We start from the raw sequence: 18,338 nt of genomic DNA, 5'->3' as shown, positions 1-18,338 counted from the left end.
TATACCTCCTATTTTTGTTTAAGTAAATATTTTAGCGGTATTACTGAAATAAGGATTATGATTAATGCCGCTGGAGCAGCTAATTCATAAAACCCTTCACTGGCTTCTAACCATACCCGAACTGCTAAAGTATCAAAGCCTGCTGGTCTAAGTATAAGGGTGGCTGGTAATTCTTTAATAGAGCTTACAAAGACCAGAGCACCTCCTGCCATTAATCCCGGGAAAATGAGGGGTAAAATCACCTGAAAAATCATTTTTAATGGTGAAACTCCCATACTTTTTGCAGCCTCATCTATACGTGGTGAAATTAGAGCAAGGCTTGATTCAATAGAGCGTAGACTTAAAGGTAAAAACCGTATAATATAAGCAATTAATAACATTAAAGGCGTTCCATAAAAATAAGGTAGATATTGATTAAAAATAAAGATAATTCCCAGAGCAACGATGACTCCCGGCAAGATATACCCTGTATAGGCAAATCTGGTAACACTGCTACTTAGAGGTGATGGATATCGGGATTTGAGAAAGGAGACAGGAATTGCTGCAACTGTCGAAATAAGGGCAGCAGATCCGGCTACAAGAAAAGTATTAAAAATATAAGAGAAGAATCGGCTGTTTAAGATGCCTGCTTTTATTCCTGAAATGGACCAATAGGTCAAAATGCTAAGGGGTATTCCTACTCCCAAAAAAGCAACTGATCCGACAAGAAATAATGCAATTATTTTCCATTTACCAAGATCAAAAGGTTTAAATTTACGGTAAGTACCCTGATTCTGGAAAAATTTTTGTCCTTTCCGGCTCCGATTTTCCAGATATAAAAATATCATTGTAAAAAAAATTAGAACTGTACTTAAAATTGCCGCTCCAGACCGGTCAAATTTGCCTGTAAGCTGATAGTAGATAGCGCTGGAAAAAGTTTTATATCGCAACATAGCAACAGCTCCAAAATCAGAAAGAACATATAAAGCAATAAGAAATCCACCTGCTCCAATAGCTGGTTTTATTAAGGGTAAAATAATCTTTAAAAAAATAGTGAAAGGTTTCATCCCAAAACTTCTACCAACTTCAATATAACTCTGGTTAATCTTTTTAAGAGAAGAAGATGTAATTATATAAACGTATGGATAAGTGAATATAGTTAAAACAATTACAGCACCCCAAAATGAGTAAATCGGTAAAATGGAGTGTCCAATTAGTTGATATATCCAACCGCGTGGCCTGAAAAGGATAATATAACTCAATGCTCCTACATAAGGCGGAATTACAAGAGGTAAAGCTAAAATCCATTGCCAGATTTTTCGTCCCGGCAAATTGGTTCCTACTACTAACCAGCTCATTAGTACTCCAATAGAAATAGCTAATACACTTACTACCAAAGTTAAGGTAATTGTATTTATTATAAGTTCTGATAGATATGAAGAAATCAACTTAAACCAAAGTTTAGGTCCAGCCTGAAGACTGCGTAAAAATACATATACCAGGGGGATTAACATTAAAATCCCCAACAATAGATTTAAAAGTATTAAACTTATAGCAGGTCGTGGGTTGCCCCAGACCTGCTTTACTATCGATTTAATTTTATCAATTTTATTCACTGAAACCTGCCTCTTCCATTAGTTTAATTGTATCATTCCAGACTGGACCTAATTTACTCAGAGGTAATTCAAAGACTTTATACTCATTTATTTTCTTTGCATATTCTAAGGTTTCTATTTCAGGTAAAATTGGAGTCTCTTTACTGATCCATGCAAACATTTTTTGTTGTTCAGGTTGTAAGAGGAAACGGATAAATTTTTTGGCTTCTTTTTGATGTGGGGCATTTTTTATTAAAGCGACTCCTGCAACGTTTACGAAGACACCCATTTGATCAGGACCCTGGTCTGGGTAGATTGCCTTTACATCATTATTTGTTTTTTCCTCTAACTGGAGGTGGAAATAATAATTGTTGACCAATCCAAAGGCAATTTCACCGGCTCCAACTGCTTTTCGAATATCGGTATGTCCATGAGTAATGATTGGCTCATTGGCCATAATACCCCTTATTAATTCTTTAGTCTTCTCATCTCCCGCATAGGCACGAATGGCAGCAAAATGTGATATTACCGATTCATTACCTGCACGGGCAATGGCAAATTTACCCTTATACTTAGGATCAGCTAAATCAAAGATAGAGTGGGGCATTTCTTCTTCACTGATTAATTTAGGATTGTACATAAATATTCTAGCTCTTGCAGAAAGTCCTACCCAGGAGCCATCTACAGCTTTAAAATTAGCAGGAATCTGGTTCAGAATTGGGTCATTATTTGGAGCTAAAACCCCCTGAAGACGAAGATATTCCATGACACCAGCATCATTGGCCAATAGAAGGTCAGCCTGAGGACGTTTTTGTTCTTCAATAATTCTGTGTGCATACTGAGTGGCTTTACCGCTTAATAATTTAACCTTGATTCCGGTTTCTTGTTCAAATTTTTCAATGAGGGGAAGTACAAATTTTTCTTTTCTACCAGAATAGATAACCAATTCACCTTCATTACCCCAGGCCTGTGTTTCCGTCCAAATACTTGCTACCATTAAAATTAGCAAAAATAACAACATAGTTTTTCTCATAATATGTAACCTCCTTTTGTATATTTTTGATTATGAAAATCATTATCATTACTTATGTAAAAAATAAATTCGATTGATAATGATTTTCATTTACATTTATATTCTATCGTCTTTTTCAACCAGGGGCAAATGAGGTAGAGGTTAATTTGGTAAAATTATCTCCTAATACCTAGTTAAACGGTAGTTTTTCTTGAGTTTTTAAAGTAAAAGATAAGAATATAAAAATTTATCGAGGAAATACTGGCGTGCCTTTTCATTTTTAGTTTTTCTGATTAGTTCCTTTATATAATAAGTTAAAGGCCAGGGTTTTTTTTCAATATAGCGGGCTCGTGCCAAAAGCCAGATATCATAGGGATAAGTCATAAAGGCATGGATAACTGCAAATTCTTCCGGGGTTATAGGTTTTATCTCTTGATAAGCCTTTATGAGAAATTCACAGCGCTTAAGGTTCCAGGTAGAAGCCTTTCCATTTCTGATAATCAGACTTGCCAGATCATGAAGATGAAGATCCCGAATGAGATAGTCAAAGTCAATAAGAAAAGCTTTATTGGTGGATGTAATCAGAATATTATGGTGGGCCGGATCATGGTGGCAGAAAGGTAATTCTCTCTTTCCAGCCTTACTTAATAGGACATAATCAGTCTTATCCAATAGCTCAATGGCTTTTTCCGCCTGTTCAATATAATAGTCGATATGTTTAAAAAATAGATTCTCAAAAGGGGTTGGCCGGGGATATTTTTGAGCGTTTTTACGGCATTTTTTAAGTTCAAGGGTACGTTTTTTAAACATTAGGGGCCATTTTCCCAGAAAATCAGGGATTTCTATAGGAGGTGCAAATCCTTTTGCTGCCTTGTGAAATCTGGCAAAGAGATGCACAGCTTTTCGTAATTCAAAGGGATTGTCATAATTAGAAGGATGCCCATCTATCCATCTGGTTAAATAGAATAACTGTTTTTTATAACAGTAATAGGGTTTCCCATTTAAGGTGGGAATAAATGGGATGAATCTGGTAAAACCTTGTTTTTTTAAATGTTCCTGAGCTTTAACGATTAATTGTAATTTAGCTTCTTTTGAGTGGAATGGTTTAAAAAAAAGGGTTCCCAGATTTGTTTCCAGGCGGTAGATGTGCCGATATGGGATAATTTTCTGAACCCTGATTCCATATCCCCGGCGAACAATTCGAATTATCTCAGTTTTGTCAAAAGTGGGTAAATCCCTCATATGGTAACATCTCCTGTATAGAGATAGAGCCCATCGGGCAGTGGTTTAGGGATGGTGAAACCGATAGAACGTTCTTTTCTATCCAGTATTCCGTGATAATCGCTTCCAGCTGTAACAGCCAGACTCAACTTTTTGGCCCAGTTCAGATAAGGTAGTGGGTCTTGATCTGGATAGAAAGCTTCGATTCCCTTTAATCCTCTGGCATAGAGACGCAGTAGTTCAGCAAAGGTCACTCTCTGAGATTGGGGATGTGCCAATACCGGAAAACCATGGGCATTACGGATAATCTGAACTACATTTTCTGCTAGGGGAAGATAGGATAGATAACCCTTTTCAAAGGCTCTTACCGATGGCTCGAAAAGCAGGTATATATCTTTGATCCTTTCAGGAAATTCATCGGGATTAATTTGACCTGTTTCTAAAAGCCAATAAGCCAGGCGAATGGGTGTCACATTTCCTTTTTTAGGAATTTTTGAGAGATCAATTGTATGCCCAAATTTTTTCTCAAAATTACGGATTCGCTTAAGATTGAGCATTGCTTGAAGTTTATTAAAATTCTGTACCAGCTGAAGGATTTCATAATTTTCAGGATCAAAGTTATAGGCAAGGATATGCAAAACCCGGCCATTCATTCGACAGGTGAATTCAATACCACATATAGCTGGGATATTTTGTTTTTTTGCTTCTTTTAAAAGTTCAGGAATTCCATCCAAAGTATCATGATCTGTGAGAGCAATTACCTGAATTTTTTTCTGTTTGGCCTGGGTTACAATTTCTGTTGGAGTTAATATTCCGTCAGAGAAATTAGAATGGATATGCAAGTCAATTTTAATTTTTTTCATAGCGCAAAATCTCCTTAACCAGTGATCTTTGATATCGATAACGCCTGACAGCGCGCTTTAGATGGGAGTGAAATTTCTCATCACTCCAATCGCATTTTTGATGATAATAGCGGTCAGCTATTCTCCAGAAACGCTGGGGAAATTGTAAAAATGCTGCAAGAACCGGATATTCTTCTTTTAACAGAGGGTATTCGGAGTTATAAGAATAGAGAATTATATCCAGCAAATCTTCTTTAAATTCTTTGTCTTTTATTATACGCCGTATCAAACGGGCAATATCATAGATACGTAAATCAAATCGGCAGTAATCAAAATCAATGATATAAGCAGCAGGTATAGAATCATCAATGAGCACATTATGGTAAACAAAATCATTATGACAAAAACTTCCATCTTTTTTTGCCTGTTTTACCAGTTCATTGTAGGCTGATTTTTCAAGAAGTTGAAGTGCCTTCTCTCCTTCTTGAATAATTTTGTCTACGTGTTTTAGGTAATATTTATCAAAAGTTGAAGGTTCAACTTTTTGTAAAGCTATCTCTTTAAATTTCTTTAAATCGGAGATCCGTTTATGAAAACGCTTTGGCCAGATACCAAGTCTGCTTTTGACTTTAACATGGGATGGAGGACGGAACCCAATTGATGCTCGATGCATTTTGGCTAAAGTTATGAGAGCCAGATCCAGATCAGCCGGATTTTTAAAATCAGATTCGCGTCCATCGATCCATTCTGAGATAAAAAAGATTCGATCATTATAAGAAAAATAAGGATCCCCTGTCAGGGTATGAACAAATGCAGGAAGCTGATGAAAACCCCGGTTGATTAAATGTTCCATGGCATAGTATATAAATAAAAATTTTTTAAGCTTATAATCTATTTCCTTTAAACAAAGCTTTCCCTGATCTGTTTTCAAGCGGTAAATATCCCTGATTGGCTGTATTGAAAATATATGTATTCCGTAAATTTTTTCGATTTTTTGTAGTATTCCATCATCCATTTTCTCCACTCCTTCCTTAACTTCAATCATTATATGGTTAAACTGCAAAAAGCTAATTTTTCACTTCTTGAGAAATTTTTCGAATCATCTAAAGCTCGATTTCCGCCGAAATAAGGCTTCCTAATCAAAGGGCCCTCCTGGCCCTTAGAACTAGCTCATCACCTCCTGTGATGAGGCCTTATTTCGTCGGAAATCTCGTGAAGATTTGGCAAAAAAATTCTATGTCGCTCAAAATTAGCTTTTTGTAGTATAATCATTATATTATATTATTTTAAAACCAGGGAAGTGCACGTAGATTCAAAAACTATTTTAAGGAATGTTTAGATTTTCAATATATTTGACACGTGCCTTTTCATATTTGGTTTTACGGGAGATATCATTTATAAACCTTTCTAAAGGCCAGGGTTGGTTTTCAAAATAGCGAGCAAAAGCGACCTGCCAATATACCTGAGGGAATAGCATCATAGCCTGGATTATAGGAATCTCTTCTGGGTGGATGGGATATATCTGGTGATAGGCACGGATTACTAATTCCCGTTTTTTCTCATCCCATTTGGATCGCCTGCCCGCTCTAATTAATAGACTGGCCAGATCATGGAGATGGGTATCACAGAGAAGATAGTCAAAATCGATTACATAATAATGGTTTTCAGGAGTGATCAGCAGATTGTGATATTCATAGTCGTGGTGACAGAAGGAGTGGAATCGCTGTTCATTAAACATAAGACGCTGATAGTCGCTTTTTAAAAGCTGATCTAAAGCCTGATGTGCCTTTTGAAAATAGTAGGAAAATTTTTCTATAAAAATTTGATCAAATTGATCTAAGTTGGCTTTTTTTTCGAGGTTGTTTTTGAAAGTGTATAGATGCTGGATTTTTTCTTTAAAGCGCCTGGGCCAGAGCCCCCAGAAGTATTGAGGGTTTAAGTCCGGCGAAGGTCGGTAACCGAAAGAGGCGAGATGAAGCTCGGCAAGAAGTGAAGCGGCCTTAGAAAGTTCATCCGGATTGTTATAATTACACTGTCGGGCTTTGATATATGGAGTCATAAAGTAAATTTCTTTTGCATAGGAGATATATGGGTCGCCTTTTTTTGTCCGTTTAAAGGGAATGATATGGTTAAAGCCGCGTTTTATAAGATGCCGCATGGCACCATCGATGAATTGAAGTCTAGGTCCATCCCGAAAGACAAAGGATTTAAGAAAAAAGGGGCCCCGGTTGGTTTGTAATACCCAGGCCTTTTTTAAGGGATGATAATCATTGATACGGATTTGATATTCTTTTTCGATAAGATGAATTAAATCTTTGTTCATGGCTTCCACTCCGTTAAAATACACTATATAAAAGAGTATGAGGTTAAATGAAGAAAAATTACTGGATGATTTTACTACAAAAAGTTAATTTTTTGCTTCAAGAGAAATTTTATCCTGTGATGAGGTCTTATTTCGACTGAAATCTCACTAAGATGGTGAAGCGAAAAATTTCTATGTCACTTAAAATTAGCTTTTTGCAGTTTACTCATTGAATAAAAATTACTAACAAAAGGCACGGGAAATGAATATAGTATATAGAGTATGGATTGGAATGGGAGGAGATGGTAGTGAAATTCAAAATTTATTGTCACTCCTGTGAAGAACTGGCCCGTTATTTAGATGAACTTGTTACATATTTTAATAAATTCGGATTAATACCCAGAGAAAGAGATTATGTTGCCTTACCGGGAGATGGGATTCTTAGAATCAGGTTTGATAAGAATGAAAAAAAAGCTAAGATAATAATTACATTGGATTGGGATACTGCAAGGAGGTGAAGAAAAATGTTTAATTTAGACCAATTAAAAGAGGTTATTGAAAAGAATTATCCTTTTAAAGTTATAGGAATAACACCCGTAAAAGGTGATCAGTATCGGGTTGAGACTGATCAGGGGTATCGGCGGCTGGCCCGGGTTCAAATCAAATCTTCAAAGTTAATATTTGTCTATTCTGTTGTTACCGAATTACGGGAACGGGGTATGAATCAGGTTCCGGTTATTTATCAGACAAATGAGGGCCGTCCAAATATTCAGACTGAACACAGTAATTGGGTTCTAATGGATTGGGTCAATGGTCGGACTCCAGAGTTGAATGTTATAAGTGATGTTAAACAGATTACCCAGGATCTGGCCCTTTTACATAAGTACATGTCTGGTATATCTCTGGAGAGTAATGGAAAAGGAAAGGAAGATTGGAGTAAATGGCCTGAGAGGTTGATTGAAGGCCGTAGAATTTTTAATTTTTATATGGAAAAAATTAAATCTAAATCCGGGTCTCTATCGGATTTTGATCAAATGTTTTTAAAAGAGAGTTTATTACTTAAAGAAAGGATCGAAAAGGCTATGGAATTGGCCCTTTCTTTAAGCTGTCAGCACTTGATTCAAAAGGAGAAAAATGAGCGATCCGTTACCTATCATCAGATGAAGGAGAAGGAATTTTTAATTGGGTTAGATAGTCGAACATATTTTATCAATCCGCTGAAAGTTCATTATGATCTGCGGGTAAAGGATCTTGGGAAATGGATTAAACGCCTGGTTAAAAAAGTTTCTTCTAAGAGAGTACTTAAAAGAGTAATACCCCAGGTAATCAACTGGTATGAAGAGGAGCGTTCTTTGAGCCGGGGCGAAAAAGTCTGGCTTTTATCATATTTACTATATCCTTCCAAAGTGGTCAAGATGATCGATAGATATCAGTTAAGGAAAAAGAACTGGTCTGAAGAAGGTTATGTTCGGAAATTACGCAAGGCTTTAGAAGGGGCGGCGCGAGAGATGAAAGTTTATCAGGAGATATTAAAAATGTTTAAAGGAATGGAGGAACGGTGATGGAGAGAAGAGAGGTCTTTAAAGCACTTGAAACCTGGGGAATTAGGCCTGAGAAAGTACGCCGAGTTAGAGGTGTTTTTAAAGTCTGGACTGACCGGGAGATTTATTGTCTAAAGCCGGTTAAGGATAGCAAAAAAAGGCTACTCTTTTTTGATTCGGTGATTAGATATGTCAAGAGCCGTGGTTTTCAGGTTCTGGCTTCATATATACATACACCTGAAGGAGAACCTTTTGGTAATTATGATGGTCAGAATCTAATTTTAACTCCCTGGATTGAAGGAAAGGAGATTAGATATCGCTCAATAAAAGAGATGATCGGCGCTGCCAAGGTTTTGGCAGAGTTTCATAAGGCAGCTGAAGGTTATAAACCGGAGCCTGGTATTAAAGTTAAAGATAAATTAGGTAAATGGCCTGAGAAGCTGGCTCGTCGGGTAGGGGATATTGAATTTTACATTGAGTTAGCAGAAAAAGAAGGGTCAGATTTTGACTGGTATTTTCTTAAAAATGCAGACAGGATTTTAAAAGATACTAAGGAAGCTTTTATAGCCCTAAGGGATTCGGTCTATTATAAAAAAGTAGAAGAAAGCAGAAATCTTACTCAAATTTGTCATGGTGATCCAGCCAGGCGAAATTTTCTTATAGACAAAAAGGGCCAGATTCATTTAATTGATTATGACTCAATGAAGTTAGATTTGCCTATAACTGATCTCTGGCGTTTGCTCAGGCGGACTTTAAATCGTGATCAGTGGGATATAGATGTGATACGAAGGATTCTTGATGGATATACGGAGGTACGTCCTTTAGATCAGGAGGACTATCAATTACTTGCCATCTTTTTAACCTTCCCTGAAAAGGTCTGGCGCATTTTACGTAAATATTATGAGAAACGGGGACGGGATGGCTGGTCTTATAAACGATTATTTAGAAAATTACGCAAATTTCTGGCTCAGCAAGAGAACAGAGCCAGATTTCTATCAGAATTTAAAATGATTTATTGTGAAGAATAGATGAAAAGGGGAGAATAAAAATGAGAATTGGTGTAATTGCAGATACCCATATTCCAGATAAGTATCATAAACTGAGTTCCCGGATTATAGAAGCCTTTTCCGGGGTTGATTTGATACTCCATTGCGGAGATATAATAGAAATGAAGATTCTGGATCAGTTAAAGGAGATAGCTCCTGTAGAGGCTGTTGCAGGAAACCATGATTTAGAACGTAATTTAGATTTGCCCCGCAAAAAAGTTCTTGATCTTAATGGATATCGGATTGGTATGATTCATGGTGATGAGCTAAATGGTCTTTATGTAAACAAAACTCAACTTAAAGAATGGCTCTATCAGGTTTTAGTTGAACCCTTCATCAATGAAAAGGGTCTGGATATAATTGTCTTTGGCCATTATCACCAACCATTACTGGAGAGCTTCCGGGTAGAATTTTATCCAGAAAATCAACCTTTTAAAAAACTGAAAAAAGATGTTTTAGTCTTTAACCCAGGTATGCCGATAAGAAATCGCCATTTGTCCAGTGTTGGCTTTATTGAATTGGGTCGGGATGAGATATGTATTGATTTGAAGGTTTTTACTTATCCGCGGAATAGGTAGGGATTGCCCACCTTAAATCTTTAAGGTGGGCTAATCTTCAATGTAATTTTTAGCAATTATAGTCCGATACCAGTAAGCACTATCTTTTAAAATCCGTTGCTGATTGTCATAGTTAATATAAATTAGACCAAATCTCTTACTATAACCAAATGCCCATTCAAAATTGTCCATCAATGACCAGATATAATATCCTTTTACGGGAACTCCTGCCTCTATAGCTCGATGTGCGTTTTTGAGATGTGCTTTTAAATAAGCAATCCTCTTTTGATCATGAACTCTACCATCAGCATCTATCTGATCCTGATATGCGGCACCATTTTCTGTAATATAGAGGGCTTCAGGAGCGTAATCTTTATGTAACCTGATCAATAGATCATACAGGCCTTCTGGATAGACTTCCCAGCCCATCTCGGTGTATTCCCGTCCTTCGGGTTTTACTGTTTCGACTCCAAAGATATTATAATCTGGATTGTGTTTTACTACCAACCTTAAATAATAATTAATTCCAAGAAAGTCGATCTTTTGATTAATAATTTCCAGATCGTCATTTTTTATTATAAATTCACCAACTTTTTTACGATAAATTTGATGGAGTTCTTCTGGATAACTTCCTTCAAAGATCGGGTCTAAAAACCAGCGATTGATAAAAGCATCCTGTAAATCACAGGCTTTTTGATCTGCCTCATTATCTGAAAAAGGATAAACAGGAGTCAGGTTTAAAGTGATACCAATCTTTCCGGGTAAACCCAACTGACGAAAACTTTGAACTGCCATTCCGTGGGAAAGTAATAAATTATGGGCTACCTGAAGAGCAGTTTGATAATTTTTTATTCCCGGAGCATGTTCACCAAAAGCGTGGCCTGGAAAAGAGACAACCCAGGGTTCATTGTGGGTAATCCAGAGGGGTACTACATCTCCTAATTCTTTAAAAATTAAATTGGCATATTCGACGAAATATTTTGCAGTATCACGATTTGCCCAACCTCCTTTTTCCTGTAAAGCCTGTGGCAGATCCCAATGGTAAAGGGTGATAGCTGGGTCAATTCCGGCTTTTAAAAGCTGATCTACCAACTGCTTATAAAAATCCAGCCCTTTTTCATTTACCTGACCTTTACCTTCCGGTAATACTCTGGGCCAGGAGATGGAAAAACGGTAAGAGTCGAGGCCTAATTCTTTCATTAATTTTACATCTTCTCTAAATCGGTGATAGTGATCACAGGCAACATCTCCGGTATCTCCATTTAATATTTTGCCAGGAGTATGGCTAAAGCGATCCCAGATGGATTCTCCTTTTCCATCTTCATTATAAGCTCCTTCAATTTGATATGAAGCAGTAGCAGCTCCCCAGATAAAATCTTCAGGGAAATATCTCCTATGCATTTTTTTTCTCCTTTCTTTAAATTTTAAATGGTTATACTGCAAAAAGCTAATTTTTCGCTTTGTGAGAAATTTTTCGAAAAAGAATAATTCAGAAAAATGGGTATTGACAAAAAAGAGTTTAAGAAGTTATAATTAAGTTAACCGGTTAAGTTTATTTTAATACAAATCGTAAATATTGTAAAGGTTTTTGGGAGTGATTTTATGCCTGTTACCATTAATGACATCGCTAAAGCAGCAAATGTCTCTAAAGCTACTGTATCATATGTAATTAATAATAAACCTGGTGTTAGTGAGGTAACACGTCAAAAAATACTCCAGATAATGAAGGAAATGAACTATCGACCCAATGCTGTTGCTCGTGGTCTAGCCGGGCAAAAAACAGAGATGTTGGGTTTAGTGATACCTGATATCACTGATATGTTTTATGCAGATATTATCAGAGGTGTTGAAAATACTGCTAATAGGTTCAATTATACCTTAAATTTATGCACCACCCATGCAGAACCGCAAAAAGAGAAGGATGTGGTTGATTCATTTACCAGTGGACGTGTTGATGGTGTGATTCTGATGACCTATCATTTAAATATTGATTATATTTATGAATTAAAAAAGCGAGGAATCCCGTTTGTATTTATTGACTGCCCTATAGATGATGAGTCTATCTATTCAATTATTGTAGATAATGAAGAAGGTGGATATAAGGCCACTGAATATTTAATAAAGTTGGGACATAAAGAGATTGCTTTTATCCACGGTTCCCGGGACTCATGGGATAATGAATCCAGATTTAAGGGTTACTGTAGGGCTTTGAAAGATTATGGTTTAAAATTTCAAGAGGAGTTTATCAAGCATGGTGAATTTCAAAAAATAGGCGGATATCAGGTTACTAAAGAATTGCTTAAGTTAGAAAAAAAACCAACTGCCATTTTTGCTGCCAATGACCAGATGGCCCTTGGGGCTTTAAGTGCTATTTTAGAAGCAGGTCTTAAAGTACCTGATGATATTTCCATTATTGGTTTTGACGATATTGAAGCAGCAGCATTGGTGGATCCACCTTTGACTACTATTAGTCAGCCTACTGCTAAAATGGGACAAAAAGCCGTCGAACTTCTTATGGATTTAATTAGGGGAGAAGAACCTGAGCCAAGGAAAATTTTATTAAAAACAGTCCTTGTTGAAAGGGGTTCCTGTGCTTAATTATATTTTTTTACCTTTTACTTAACCGGTTAAGAATTTTAAAAATGGAGGGTTGATGATGACAGTTTTTCAAAATAAATACGGTTATTTTGATGAAGAAGGGAAAGAGTATGTTATTACCAGACCGGATACACCCAGGCCCTGGGTTAATGTGATCTGTCCGGGAGATTATGGACTTGTTATTTCTCAGACTGGTGGAGGTTATAGCTGGAAAACTCACGCATCATTAAATCGGATAACCCGTTGGGAACAGGATCTAATCAGGGATGATTGGGGTAAATATGTTTACCTCAGAGATGATAATACAGGATACTTCTGGTCTCTAACATGGAAACCTGTCTGTCAAAATCCCGAATTCTATCAGGTTCATCATGGTATAGGCTATTCAAAATTCATTTCTAGAAATTATGGTATTCGTAGTCAGTTGACAATATTTATTCCCAAAGATGATCCGGTAGAAATCTGGTGGGTTGAGCTTACTAATGAATCAAATCAGGAAAAAACCCTTTCTCTCTTTACTTATCTGGAATGGGGACTTGGAGTTGCACCCGATTCTCACCGTGAATTCCATAAAATTTTTATTGAAACTGAATTCGACGGGAAATTAAATACCCTTTTGAGCAGAAAAAGATTCTGGGAACTTCCAAATGAAAAGGGCCAGCACTGGAATCGAGACTGGGAATATGTGGCATTTCATAGTGTTAACGAGCCTGTCGTTAGTTTTGAAGGTGATAAAGAAAATTTTCTGGGTATGTATGGTTCTTTACAAGCTCCTGCTGCTATCAAAAAAGGTAGATTAACTAATTCCTGTGGTAAATGGGGAGATGCTATTGGAAGTCTACACAATCAGGTAAAAATAAGTCCCGGTGAAAGTATTCAACTTGTTTATCTACTTGGGGCTGTTAAAAAAGAAGAGATGACCCGGCTTGAAGAGTTAATTCTGAAATATCAAAATCTTAAGACAGTTGAAAAGGCTTTTACTGAGGTTAAGAGATTCTGGAATCAGCTGTTATCAACTTTGGAAGTTAAAACTCCAGATGTGGGTTTTAATCTGATGAACAACGTCTGGTTAAAATATCAAGCTATTTCGGGCAGGATCTGGGGTAGAACTGGATATTACCAGGCCGGAGGAGCTTACGGTTTTAGGGATCAACTTCAGGATAGCCAGATCTTTCTTCTAATAGACCCGGATAAAACTGCTGAACAGATCAAACTGCATGCAGCCCATCAATTTCCAGAAGGAAGGGTTAACCATTGGTGGCATCCTCTCTCAGAGATTGGAGCAGAGAATAATATCTCAGACAATCTCCTCTGGTTACCCTTTGTTACAATAAAATATCTTAAAGAAACCGGTAATTTTGATTTTCTCGATGAAAAGGTTCCATATAAAAATGGCGAGGAAGCTACTATTTATCAACACTGCTGTCAGGCTATTGAATACAGCCTATCTAAAAGGAGTAAAAGAGGTCTTCCTTTAATAGGTGATGGTGATTGGAATGATGGCATGAATGCAGTAGGTTTTGCAGGAAAGGGTGAAAGTATCTGGTTGGGCCATTTTCTATATGGTATTTTAAAAGATTTTACAATAGTTGCTGAAAAGTATGATGACGTAAATAGGGCTGCGAGATATCGAAAAGAAGCTAAGAATTTGAAAAAGGCCATCAATGACTATGGCTGGAATGGAGAATGGTATATCAGAGCTGTTTGTGATGATGGATATGTTATGGGGAGCAAAGAGTGTAAAGAAGGTAAAATCTTTCTTAATGCTCAGACCTGGGCCATTCTTAACGATGTGGCCGATGAAGAGCGTGCAAAAAAAGTTTTCAGGTCTGTGGAGAAATATTTGATAAGGGAGTACGGACCTATTCTCTTTTACCCAGCATATAAAAAGCCTTATCCCAATATTGGTTATCTGAGCCGATATGCACCAGGGGTAAGGGAGAATGGAGGTTTATATACCCATGCTGCTACCTGGGCTGTTCTGGCGGCCTGTAAACTTGGATATGGTGAAAAGGCCTACCGGATATTAAAAAGTTTTTTACCACCATATAGAGGTCAGAATCCCGATTTATATAAAGTAGAACCTTATGTAACTCCGGGTAATGTGGACGGACCTGATTCTCCCAACTTTGGTAGAGGAGGTTGGAGTTGGTACACTGGTTCAGCAGCCTGGACTTTCCTGGTAGCAATAGAGGGAATTTTAGGAATTAAAGCTGAATGGGATGGATTGCGAATCGAACCAGCCATTCCTACAGAATGGGAAGAATTTTTCGTTTCCCGTCAATACCGGGGAGCAACTTATCAGATTTATTTTAAAAAGATTCAGAAAGAAGAGGCCGGGATCTATATAGATGGTGAAAGATTAAAAGGAAATGTAATTTTTCCACATGGTGATGGGAAGATACATAAGGTAGAGGTGTTTTTTAAATAAAAAGTTCATAAGAAATTTGTAGTGGTTAAGCTATTTTATAAAAAAAAAGGGGGAATTTAGATGTGATTATGGAAGCATATGGCAGTTGAAAAAGCTGGTATTTAACCTTCGAATTTAATAAAATGATTCTAAGGAGGTAAAGATTAATGCGAAAATCAATAGGCCTATTGGGATTTTTAATCATAACCATTGTTTTGTCTGCTGTGGCAATGGCAGGTACAGAGGGAGAAAACGGGTATATCTGGTCTATGGAGACTCAAAAAGAGGTAGCCGGTTATGGTAATGATAATACTGGTGCTAAGTTTGTCTTAAACTCAAAGATTGTTTATCAGGGCCAGAGTTCTGTTGAAGTGATACCCAGTGGAGAAGCAATAGAAACTAAACTTGATCTTAATCTGTCTGGAGATAAGCTTAAAATTTGGAACAATGGTGATGTAGTGGTTTTGAATGTGTACTTACCTGAGAAAAATTCATTAAATCCTACCAGTTTCTTTCTAGGTATGGCTGATGTGACTGGTGAGTGGAAATGGATAGATGGTGTATTCTCTGAAACAGAAGTACAGCCTGGTTGGAATGAGATTCGTTATCATCTTTCTGAAAATATGAAAAATCTAAAAATGAATCATAAATATAAGCTATATTTTGCGTTTATTGGGTTTGACGAAAATAATGTCAAGGTTCCCTTAACTGAAAGTTTCTATATTGACGGGATAAGGGTAGAACCATTACAGATTTCATCTACTGTCAAATATATCTGGACAATGGATAGTGAAAAAGAAATTAACAATTTTGATGATGATAATACAGGAACCAGATTTGCATTAAATAGTGAGATAGTTTATCAAGGGCAGCATTCTTTGGCAGTCATCCCCAGTGGAGAAGCTGTTGAAACAAAGATTGCTTTAGATCTGGTTGGGGAAAAAATAAATCTCTGGGCTGGTAATGATGAGGTTATCATAAACATCTATTTGCCTGAGGATAATGAGCTAAATCCTCAAATGTTCTTTTTGGGGATGGCTGATGTAACTGAGGAATGGTCCTGGATTGGCGGTGTTTTTTCTAAGACAGAAGTTAAGCCGGGTTGGAATCAGGTCCGTTATCCATTGGCAGATGTGATGAAAAAACTTGATTCTTCAAGGAAATATAAAATTTATCTTGCTTTTGCTGGATTTGATAAAGCCAATAATAAGATTCCTTTGACAGAAAAATTTTATATTGACGGAATTTATGTAGAGCAAAAGAAAGCTCTAAGCTTAGAAGAACGATTGAACCTTGTCCCTGAGGAGATAAAAAAGGAAGTTGCTTCACTTTTAAAGATGGATACTGAAGATTTGCTGAACGCTGTTTCAAAAAAGACCTTTGACTATTTCTGGTTGGAGGCAAATCCTGAAAATGGCTTGATCAAAGACAGAAGCACAGAAGATTCTCCGTGTAGTATCGCTGCAGTCGGTTTTGGATTGACTGCTATACCTGTGGGAATTGAAAGAGGTTGGATTTCCAGGGTAGAAGGTTTTGAGCGAATTTTAACTACCCTCCGTACTTTTGCAGAAGGGGGCGTAGAGGGCAAGAATGGTTTCTTTTATCACTTTGTGGATATGAAAACAGGAAGAAGAGTCGGTAATAGTGAGTTGTCTTCTATTGATACAGCCATCTTTATTGCCGGTGCCCTCTTTGCGGGTGAATATTTTAAAGGCACAATTATTGAGAGATTAGCTCAACAGCTTTATGAAGATGTAAACTGGCAGTGGATGATGAATGATGGTGATACTCTGGCAATGGGCTGGAAACCAGAAGCTGGTTTTTTGAATGCACGTTGGGATTCATTTAACGAAGGTCTTCTGGCATATATCCTGGCAATAGGTTCACCAACTTATCCTATTCCAGCAGAGTCCTGGGATGCAATTTATCGGCCTGTAAATGACAATTACATCAATCTGCCCATGGAAGTATTGTTTGTTTACCAGTATCCCCATATCTGGATTGATTTCAGAGATAAAGAAGATAAATATGCTAACTACTGGAATAACTCTGTAATTGCTACCAGAATAAATCGCTTATTTGCCGTTTTGAACCGGTATAATTATAAGTCCTATGATTTGAATATCTGGGGAATCAGTGCTTCTGACGGTCCTGCAGGATATAAAGCCTATGGTGCTTCTGAGGGAAACCATGATGGTACTATTGCTCCTTATGCTTCCATAGCATCCATGCCCTTTACTCCGGAGCTTTCAATTGCTGCTATGAAAGAGATGCTTAAAAAATATGGTCCTCTTATCTGGGGTAAATATGGTTTTGTTAGTGCATTTAATGTAGACCAGAACTGGTTTTCTGATCAACATATCGGTATTGATCAGGGTGACATTCTGCTGATGATCGAGAATTATAGAACCGGTTTTGTCTGGAAGTATTTTATGCAGAATGAAAGTATTCAGAGGGCTCTGGATAAAATCGGATTTGTTGAGAAAAAAGCTGACTATGCTGTTACTCCAGGTTATCAGGCAGAATTTGAAAAGATGCGGCTTGCTCCAAAAGACAAAAAAGCAGTAGCCCATAGATTGGAAGGTACGATTCAGGTAGATGGTGATCTCTCAGAGTGGCAGGGCCAGAAATACTATGTTGTCGATGAAGATATGAATGTTCCTGCAGGAGGATTACAGAAGGTTGATAAGAGGAAGCAGATTCTTCATAGCAAGTTTTATATCCAGTGGGATGATAAATATCTCTATCTGGCAGCTGATGTTTCTGATGAGGTGGTAGTTAGCAATATTGCACCAGAAGATAAAGGTGGTTATTACCGTACTGATTCTATTGAGTTTTACCTTGATCCAGGAAGGGCTGGCTCAGATGCAGGAATCATGAAACTTGCAATTCTTCCATTTGATACTGAAGGTAATGTTCAGGCAGTACGCCATGAGGATGCTAAGCCAGGGCCAATTGCTGAAGTGGGGCCAGATATCAAAGTAGCTTCAAAACGAACCGAATCGGGATATGCTATTGAGGTAGCCATTCCCTTTGCCGATCTGGGTATAAAACCTAAGTCAGGTACTATTTTAGGTTTCTGCCATACCATCCATAATAGTAACAAAGAAGATGCAAAAATTGGGGAGTATGTAAGAACCAATATGTTAGCCTGGAATAACCTTCCTGAAATCTGGGCCAATCCTGAATTATGGGGTCAATTGATTTTGGAGTAAAATAAAAATCACTATCCAGG

Annotated in this window: 14 protein-coding genes; 7 read left to right on the top strand and 7 right to left on the bottom strand. The window is 37.3% G+C overall.

All coding sequences use genetic code 11. The features are described 5' to 3' along the window. Positions 1–8: 8 nt before the first annotated feature. The 6 genes from BBF96_RS10600 to BBF96_RS10575 form a co-directional block, all read right to left on the bottom strand. Positions 9–1,595: an ABC transporter permease gene (locus tag BBF96_RS10600; protein WP_127017124.1), complete on the bottom strand. Its 1,587-nt coding sequence runs from the start codon at positions 1,593–1,595 to the stop codon at positions 9–11. After that, positions 1,588–2,607, bottom strand: a complete 1,020-nt coding sequence (locus BBF96_RS10595) for an extracellular solute-binding protein (RefSeq protein ID WP_205665621.1) — start codon at positions 2,605–2,607, stop codon at positions 1,588–1,590. Before BBF96_RS10595 ends, BBF96_RS10600 begins: the two co-directional genes overlap by 8 nt. A 198-nt stretch (positions 2,608–2,805) precedes the next feature. Next, the gene (locus tag BBF96_RS10590; protein ID WP_127017122.1) at positions 2,806–3,828 is read right to left on the bottom strand and encodes a CotS family spore coat protein; all 1,023 of its coding nucleotides are present in this window, start codon (positions 3,826–3,828) and stop codon (positions 2,806–2,808) included. Then, positions 3,825–4,670 carry a PHP domain-containing protein gene (locus BBF96_RS10585; protein ID WP_127017121.1) on the bottom strand — a complete coding sequence of 282 codons (846 nt, stop codon included), beginning with the start codon at positions 4,668–4,670 and terminating at the stop codon, positions 3,825–3,827. The genes BBF96_RS10590 and BBF96_RS10585 overlap by 4 nt, the downstream gene beginning before the upstream one ends. Next, the gene (locus tag BBF96_RS10580) at positions 4,657–5,664 is read right to left on the bottom strand and encodes a CotS family spore coat protein (RefSeq protein WP_164731016.1); all 1,008 of its coding nucleotides are present in this window, start codon (positions 5,662–5,664) and stop codon (positions 4,657–4,659) included. Before BBF96_RS10580 ends, BBF96_RS10585 begins: the two co-directional genes overlap by 14 nt. 309 nt (positions 5,665–5,973) lie before the next feature. Next, a complete protein-coding gene (locus BBF96_RS10575; protein WP_127017119.1) occupies positions 5,974–6,972 on the bottom strand; it encodes a CotS family spore coat protein in 999 nt (332 codons plus the stop codon). 287 nt (positions 6,973–7,259) lie between these two features. Here BBF96_RS10575 and BBF96_RS10570 point away from each other — a divergent pair, with 287 nt between their 5' ends. The 4 genes from BBF96_RS10570 to BBF96_RS10555 are packed head-to-tail and all read left to right on the top strand — an operon-like array spanning position 7,260 to position 10,116. Then, the gene (locus BBF96_RS10570) at positions 7,260–7,469 is read left to right on the top strand and encodes a hypothetical protein (protein ID WP_127017118.1); all 210 of its coding nucleotides are present in this window, start codon (positions 7,260–7,262) and stop codon (positions 7,467–7,469) included. A 6-nt stretch (positions 7,470–7,475) separates the two neighbouring features. After that, positions 7,476–8,513: a protein kinase family protein gene (locus BBF96_RS10565; RefSeq protein ID WP_127017117.1), complete on the top strand. Its 1,038-nt coding sequence runs from the start codon at positions 7,476–7,478 to the stop codon at positions 8,511–8,513. Beyond that, the gene (locus BBF96_RS10560) at positions 8,513–9,520 is read left to right on the top strand and encodes a CotS family spore coat protein (RefSeq protein WP_127017116.1); all 1,008 of its coding nucleotides are present in this window, start codon (positions 8,513–8,515) and stop codon (positions 9,518–9,520) included. Before BBF96_RS10565 ends, BBF96_RS10560 begins: the two co-directional genes overlap by 1 nt. 20 nt (positions 9,521–9,540) lie before the next feature. Further along, positions 9,541–10,116, top strand: a complete 576-nt coding sequence (locus BBF96_RS10555) for a metallophosphoesterase family protein (RefSeq protein WP_127017115.1) — start codon at positions 9,541–9,543, stop codon at positions 10,114–10,116. 30 nt (positions 10,117–10,146) lie between these two features. Here the strand turns inward: BBF96_RS10555 and BBF96_RS10550 are convergent, their stop codons facing one another. Beyond that, on the bottom strand, positions 10,147–11,496 hold the full coding sequence (locus tag BBF96_RS10550; RefSeq protein ID WP_127017114.1) for a GH1 family beta-glucosidase: 1,350 nt from the start codon (positions 11,494–11,496) through the stop codon (positions 10,147–10,149). A gap of 201 nt (positions 11,497–11,697) precedes the next feature. On the opposite strand from BBF96_RS10550, the gene BBF96_RS10545 reads away from it, so the two are divergent. From BBF96_RS10545 to BBF96_RS10535, 3 genes are all read left to right on the top strand, one after another. Next, the gene (locus BBF96_RS10545; RefSeq protein ID WP_127017113.1) at positions 11,698–12,693 is read left to right on the top strand and encodes a LacI family DNA-binding transcriptional regulator; all 996 of its coding nucleotides are present in this window, start codon (positions 11,698–11,700) and stop codon (positions 12,691–12,693) included. Between the two features lie 58 nt (positions 12,694–12,751). Further along, entirely contained in the window at positions 12,752–15,124 is a 2,373-nt protein-coding gene (locus tag BBF96_RS10540) for a glycoside hydrolase family 94 protein (protein WP_127017112.1), read from the top strand. Positions 15,125–15,270: 146 nt separating this feature from the next. Continuing rightward, complete coding sequence (locus BBF96_RS10535; RefSeq protein WP_127017111.1) at positions 15,271–18,318, top strand: glucoamylase family protein; 3,048 nt, start codon at positions 15,271–15,273, stop codon at positions 18,316–18,318. Positions 18,319–18,338 lie beyond the last annotated feature (20 nt).

It is taken from the genome of Anoxybacter fermentans (assembly GCF_003991135.1).
Classification (GTDB): domain Bacteria; phylum Bacillota; class Halanaerobiia; order DY22613; family DY22613; genus Anoxybacter; species Anoxybacter fermentans.
The sequence above is the reverse complement of the archived record's forward strand: the minus strand, read 5'-3'. Positions and strand labels throughout refer to the sequence as shown.

What these genes read in the sequence shown, in the direction of transcription:
- BBF96_RS10595 (WP_205665621.1), bottom strand. Translation starts at nt 2,607, where the DNA reads ATGAGAAAAACTATGTTGTTATTTTTGCTAATTTTAATGGTAGCAAGT.
- BBF96_RS10590 (WP_127017122.1), bottom strand. Translation starts at nt 3,828, where the DNA reads ATGAGGGATTTACCCACTTTTGACAAAACTGAGATAATTCGAATTGTT.
- BBF96_RS10585 (WP_127017121.1), bottom strand. Translation starts at nt 4,670, where the DNA reads ATGAAAAAAATTAAAATTGACTTGCATATCCATTCTAATTTCTCTGAC.
- BBF96_RS10580 (WP_164731016.1), bottom strand. Translation starts at nt 5,664, where the DNA reads ATGGATGATGGAATACTACAAAAAATCGAAAAAATTTACGGAATACAT.
- BBF96_RS10575 (WP_127017119.1), bottom strand. Translation starts at nt 6,972, where the DNA reads ATGAACAAAGATTTAATTCATCTTATCGAAAAAGAATATCAAATCCGT.
- BBF96_RS10565 (WP_127017117.1), top strand. Translation starts at nt 7,476, where the DNA reads ATGTTTAATTTAGACCAATTAAAAGAGGTTATTGAAAAGAATTATCCT.
- BBF96_RS10560 (WP_127017116.1), top strand. Translation starts at nt 8,513, where the DNA reads ATGGAGAGAAGAGAGGTCTTTAAAGCACTTGAAACCTGGGGAATTAGG.
- BBF96_RS10555 (WP_127017115.1), top strand. Translation starts at nt 9,541, where the DNA reads ATGAGAATTGGTGTAATTGCAGATACCCATATTCCAGATAAGTATCAT.
- BBF96_RS10550 (WP_127017114.1), bottom strand. Translation starts at nt 11,496, where the DNA reads ATGCATAGGAGATATTTCCCTGAAGATTTTATCTGGGGAGCTGCTACT.
- BBF96_RS10545 (WP_127017113.1), top strand. Translation starts at nt 11,698, where the DNA reads ATGCCTGTTACCATTAATGACATCGCTAAAGCAGCAAATGTCTCTAAA.
- BBF96_RS10540 (WP_127017112.1), top strand. Translation starts at nt 12,752, where the DNA reads ATGACAGTTTTTCAAAATAAATACGGTTATTTTGATGAAGAAGGGAAA.
- BBF96_RS10535 (WP_127017111.1), top strand. Translation starts at nt 15,271, where the DNA reads ATGCGAAAATCAATAGGCCTATTGGGATTTTTAATCATAACCATTGTT.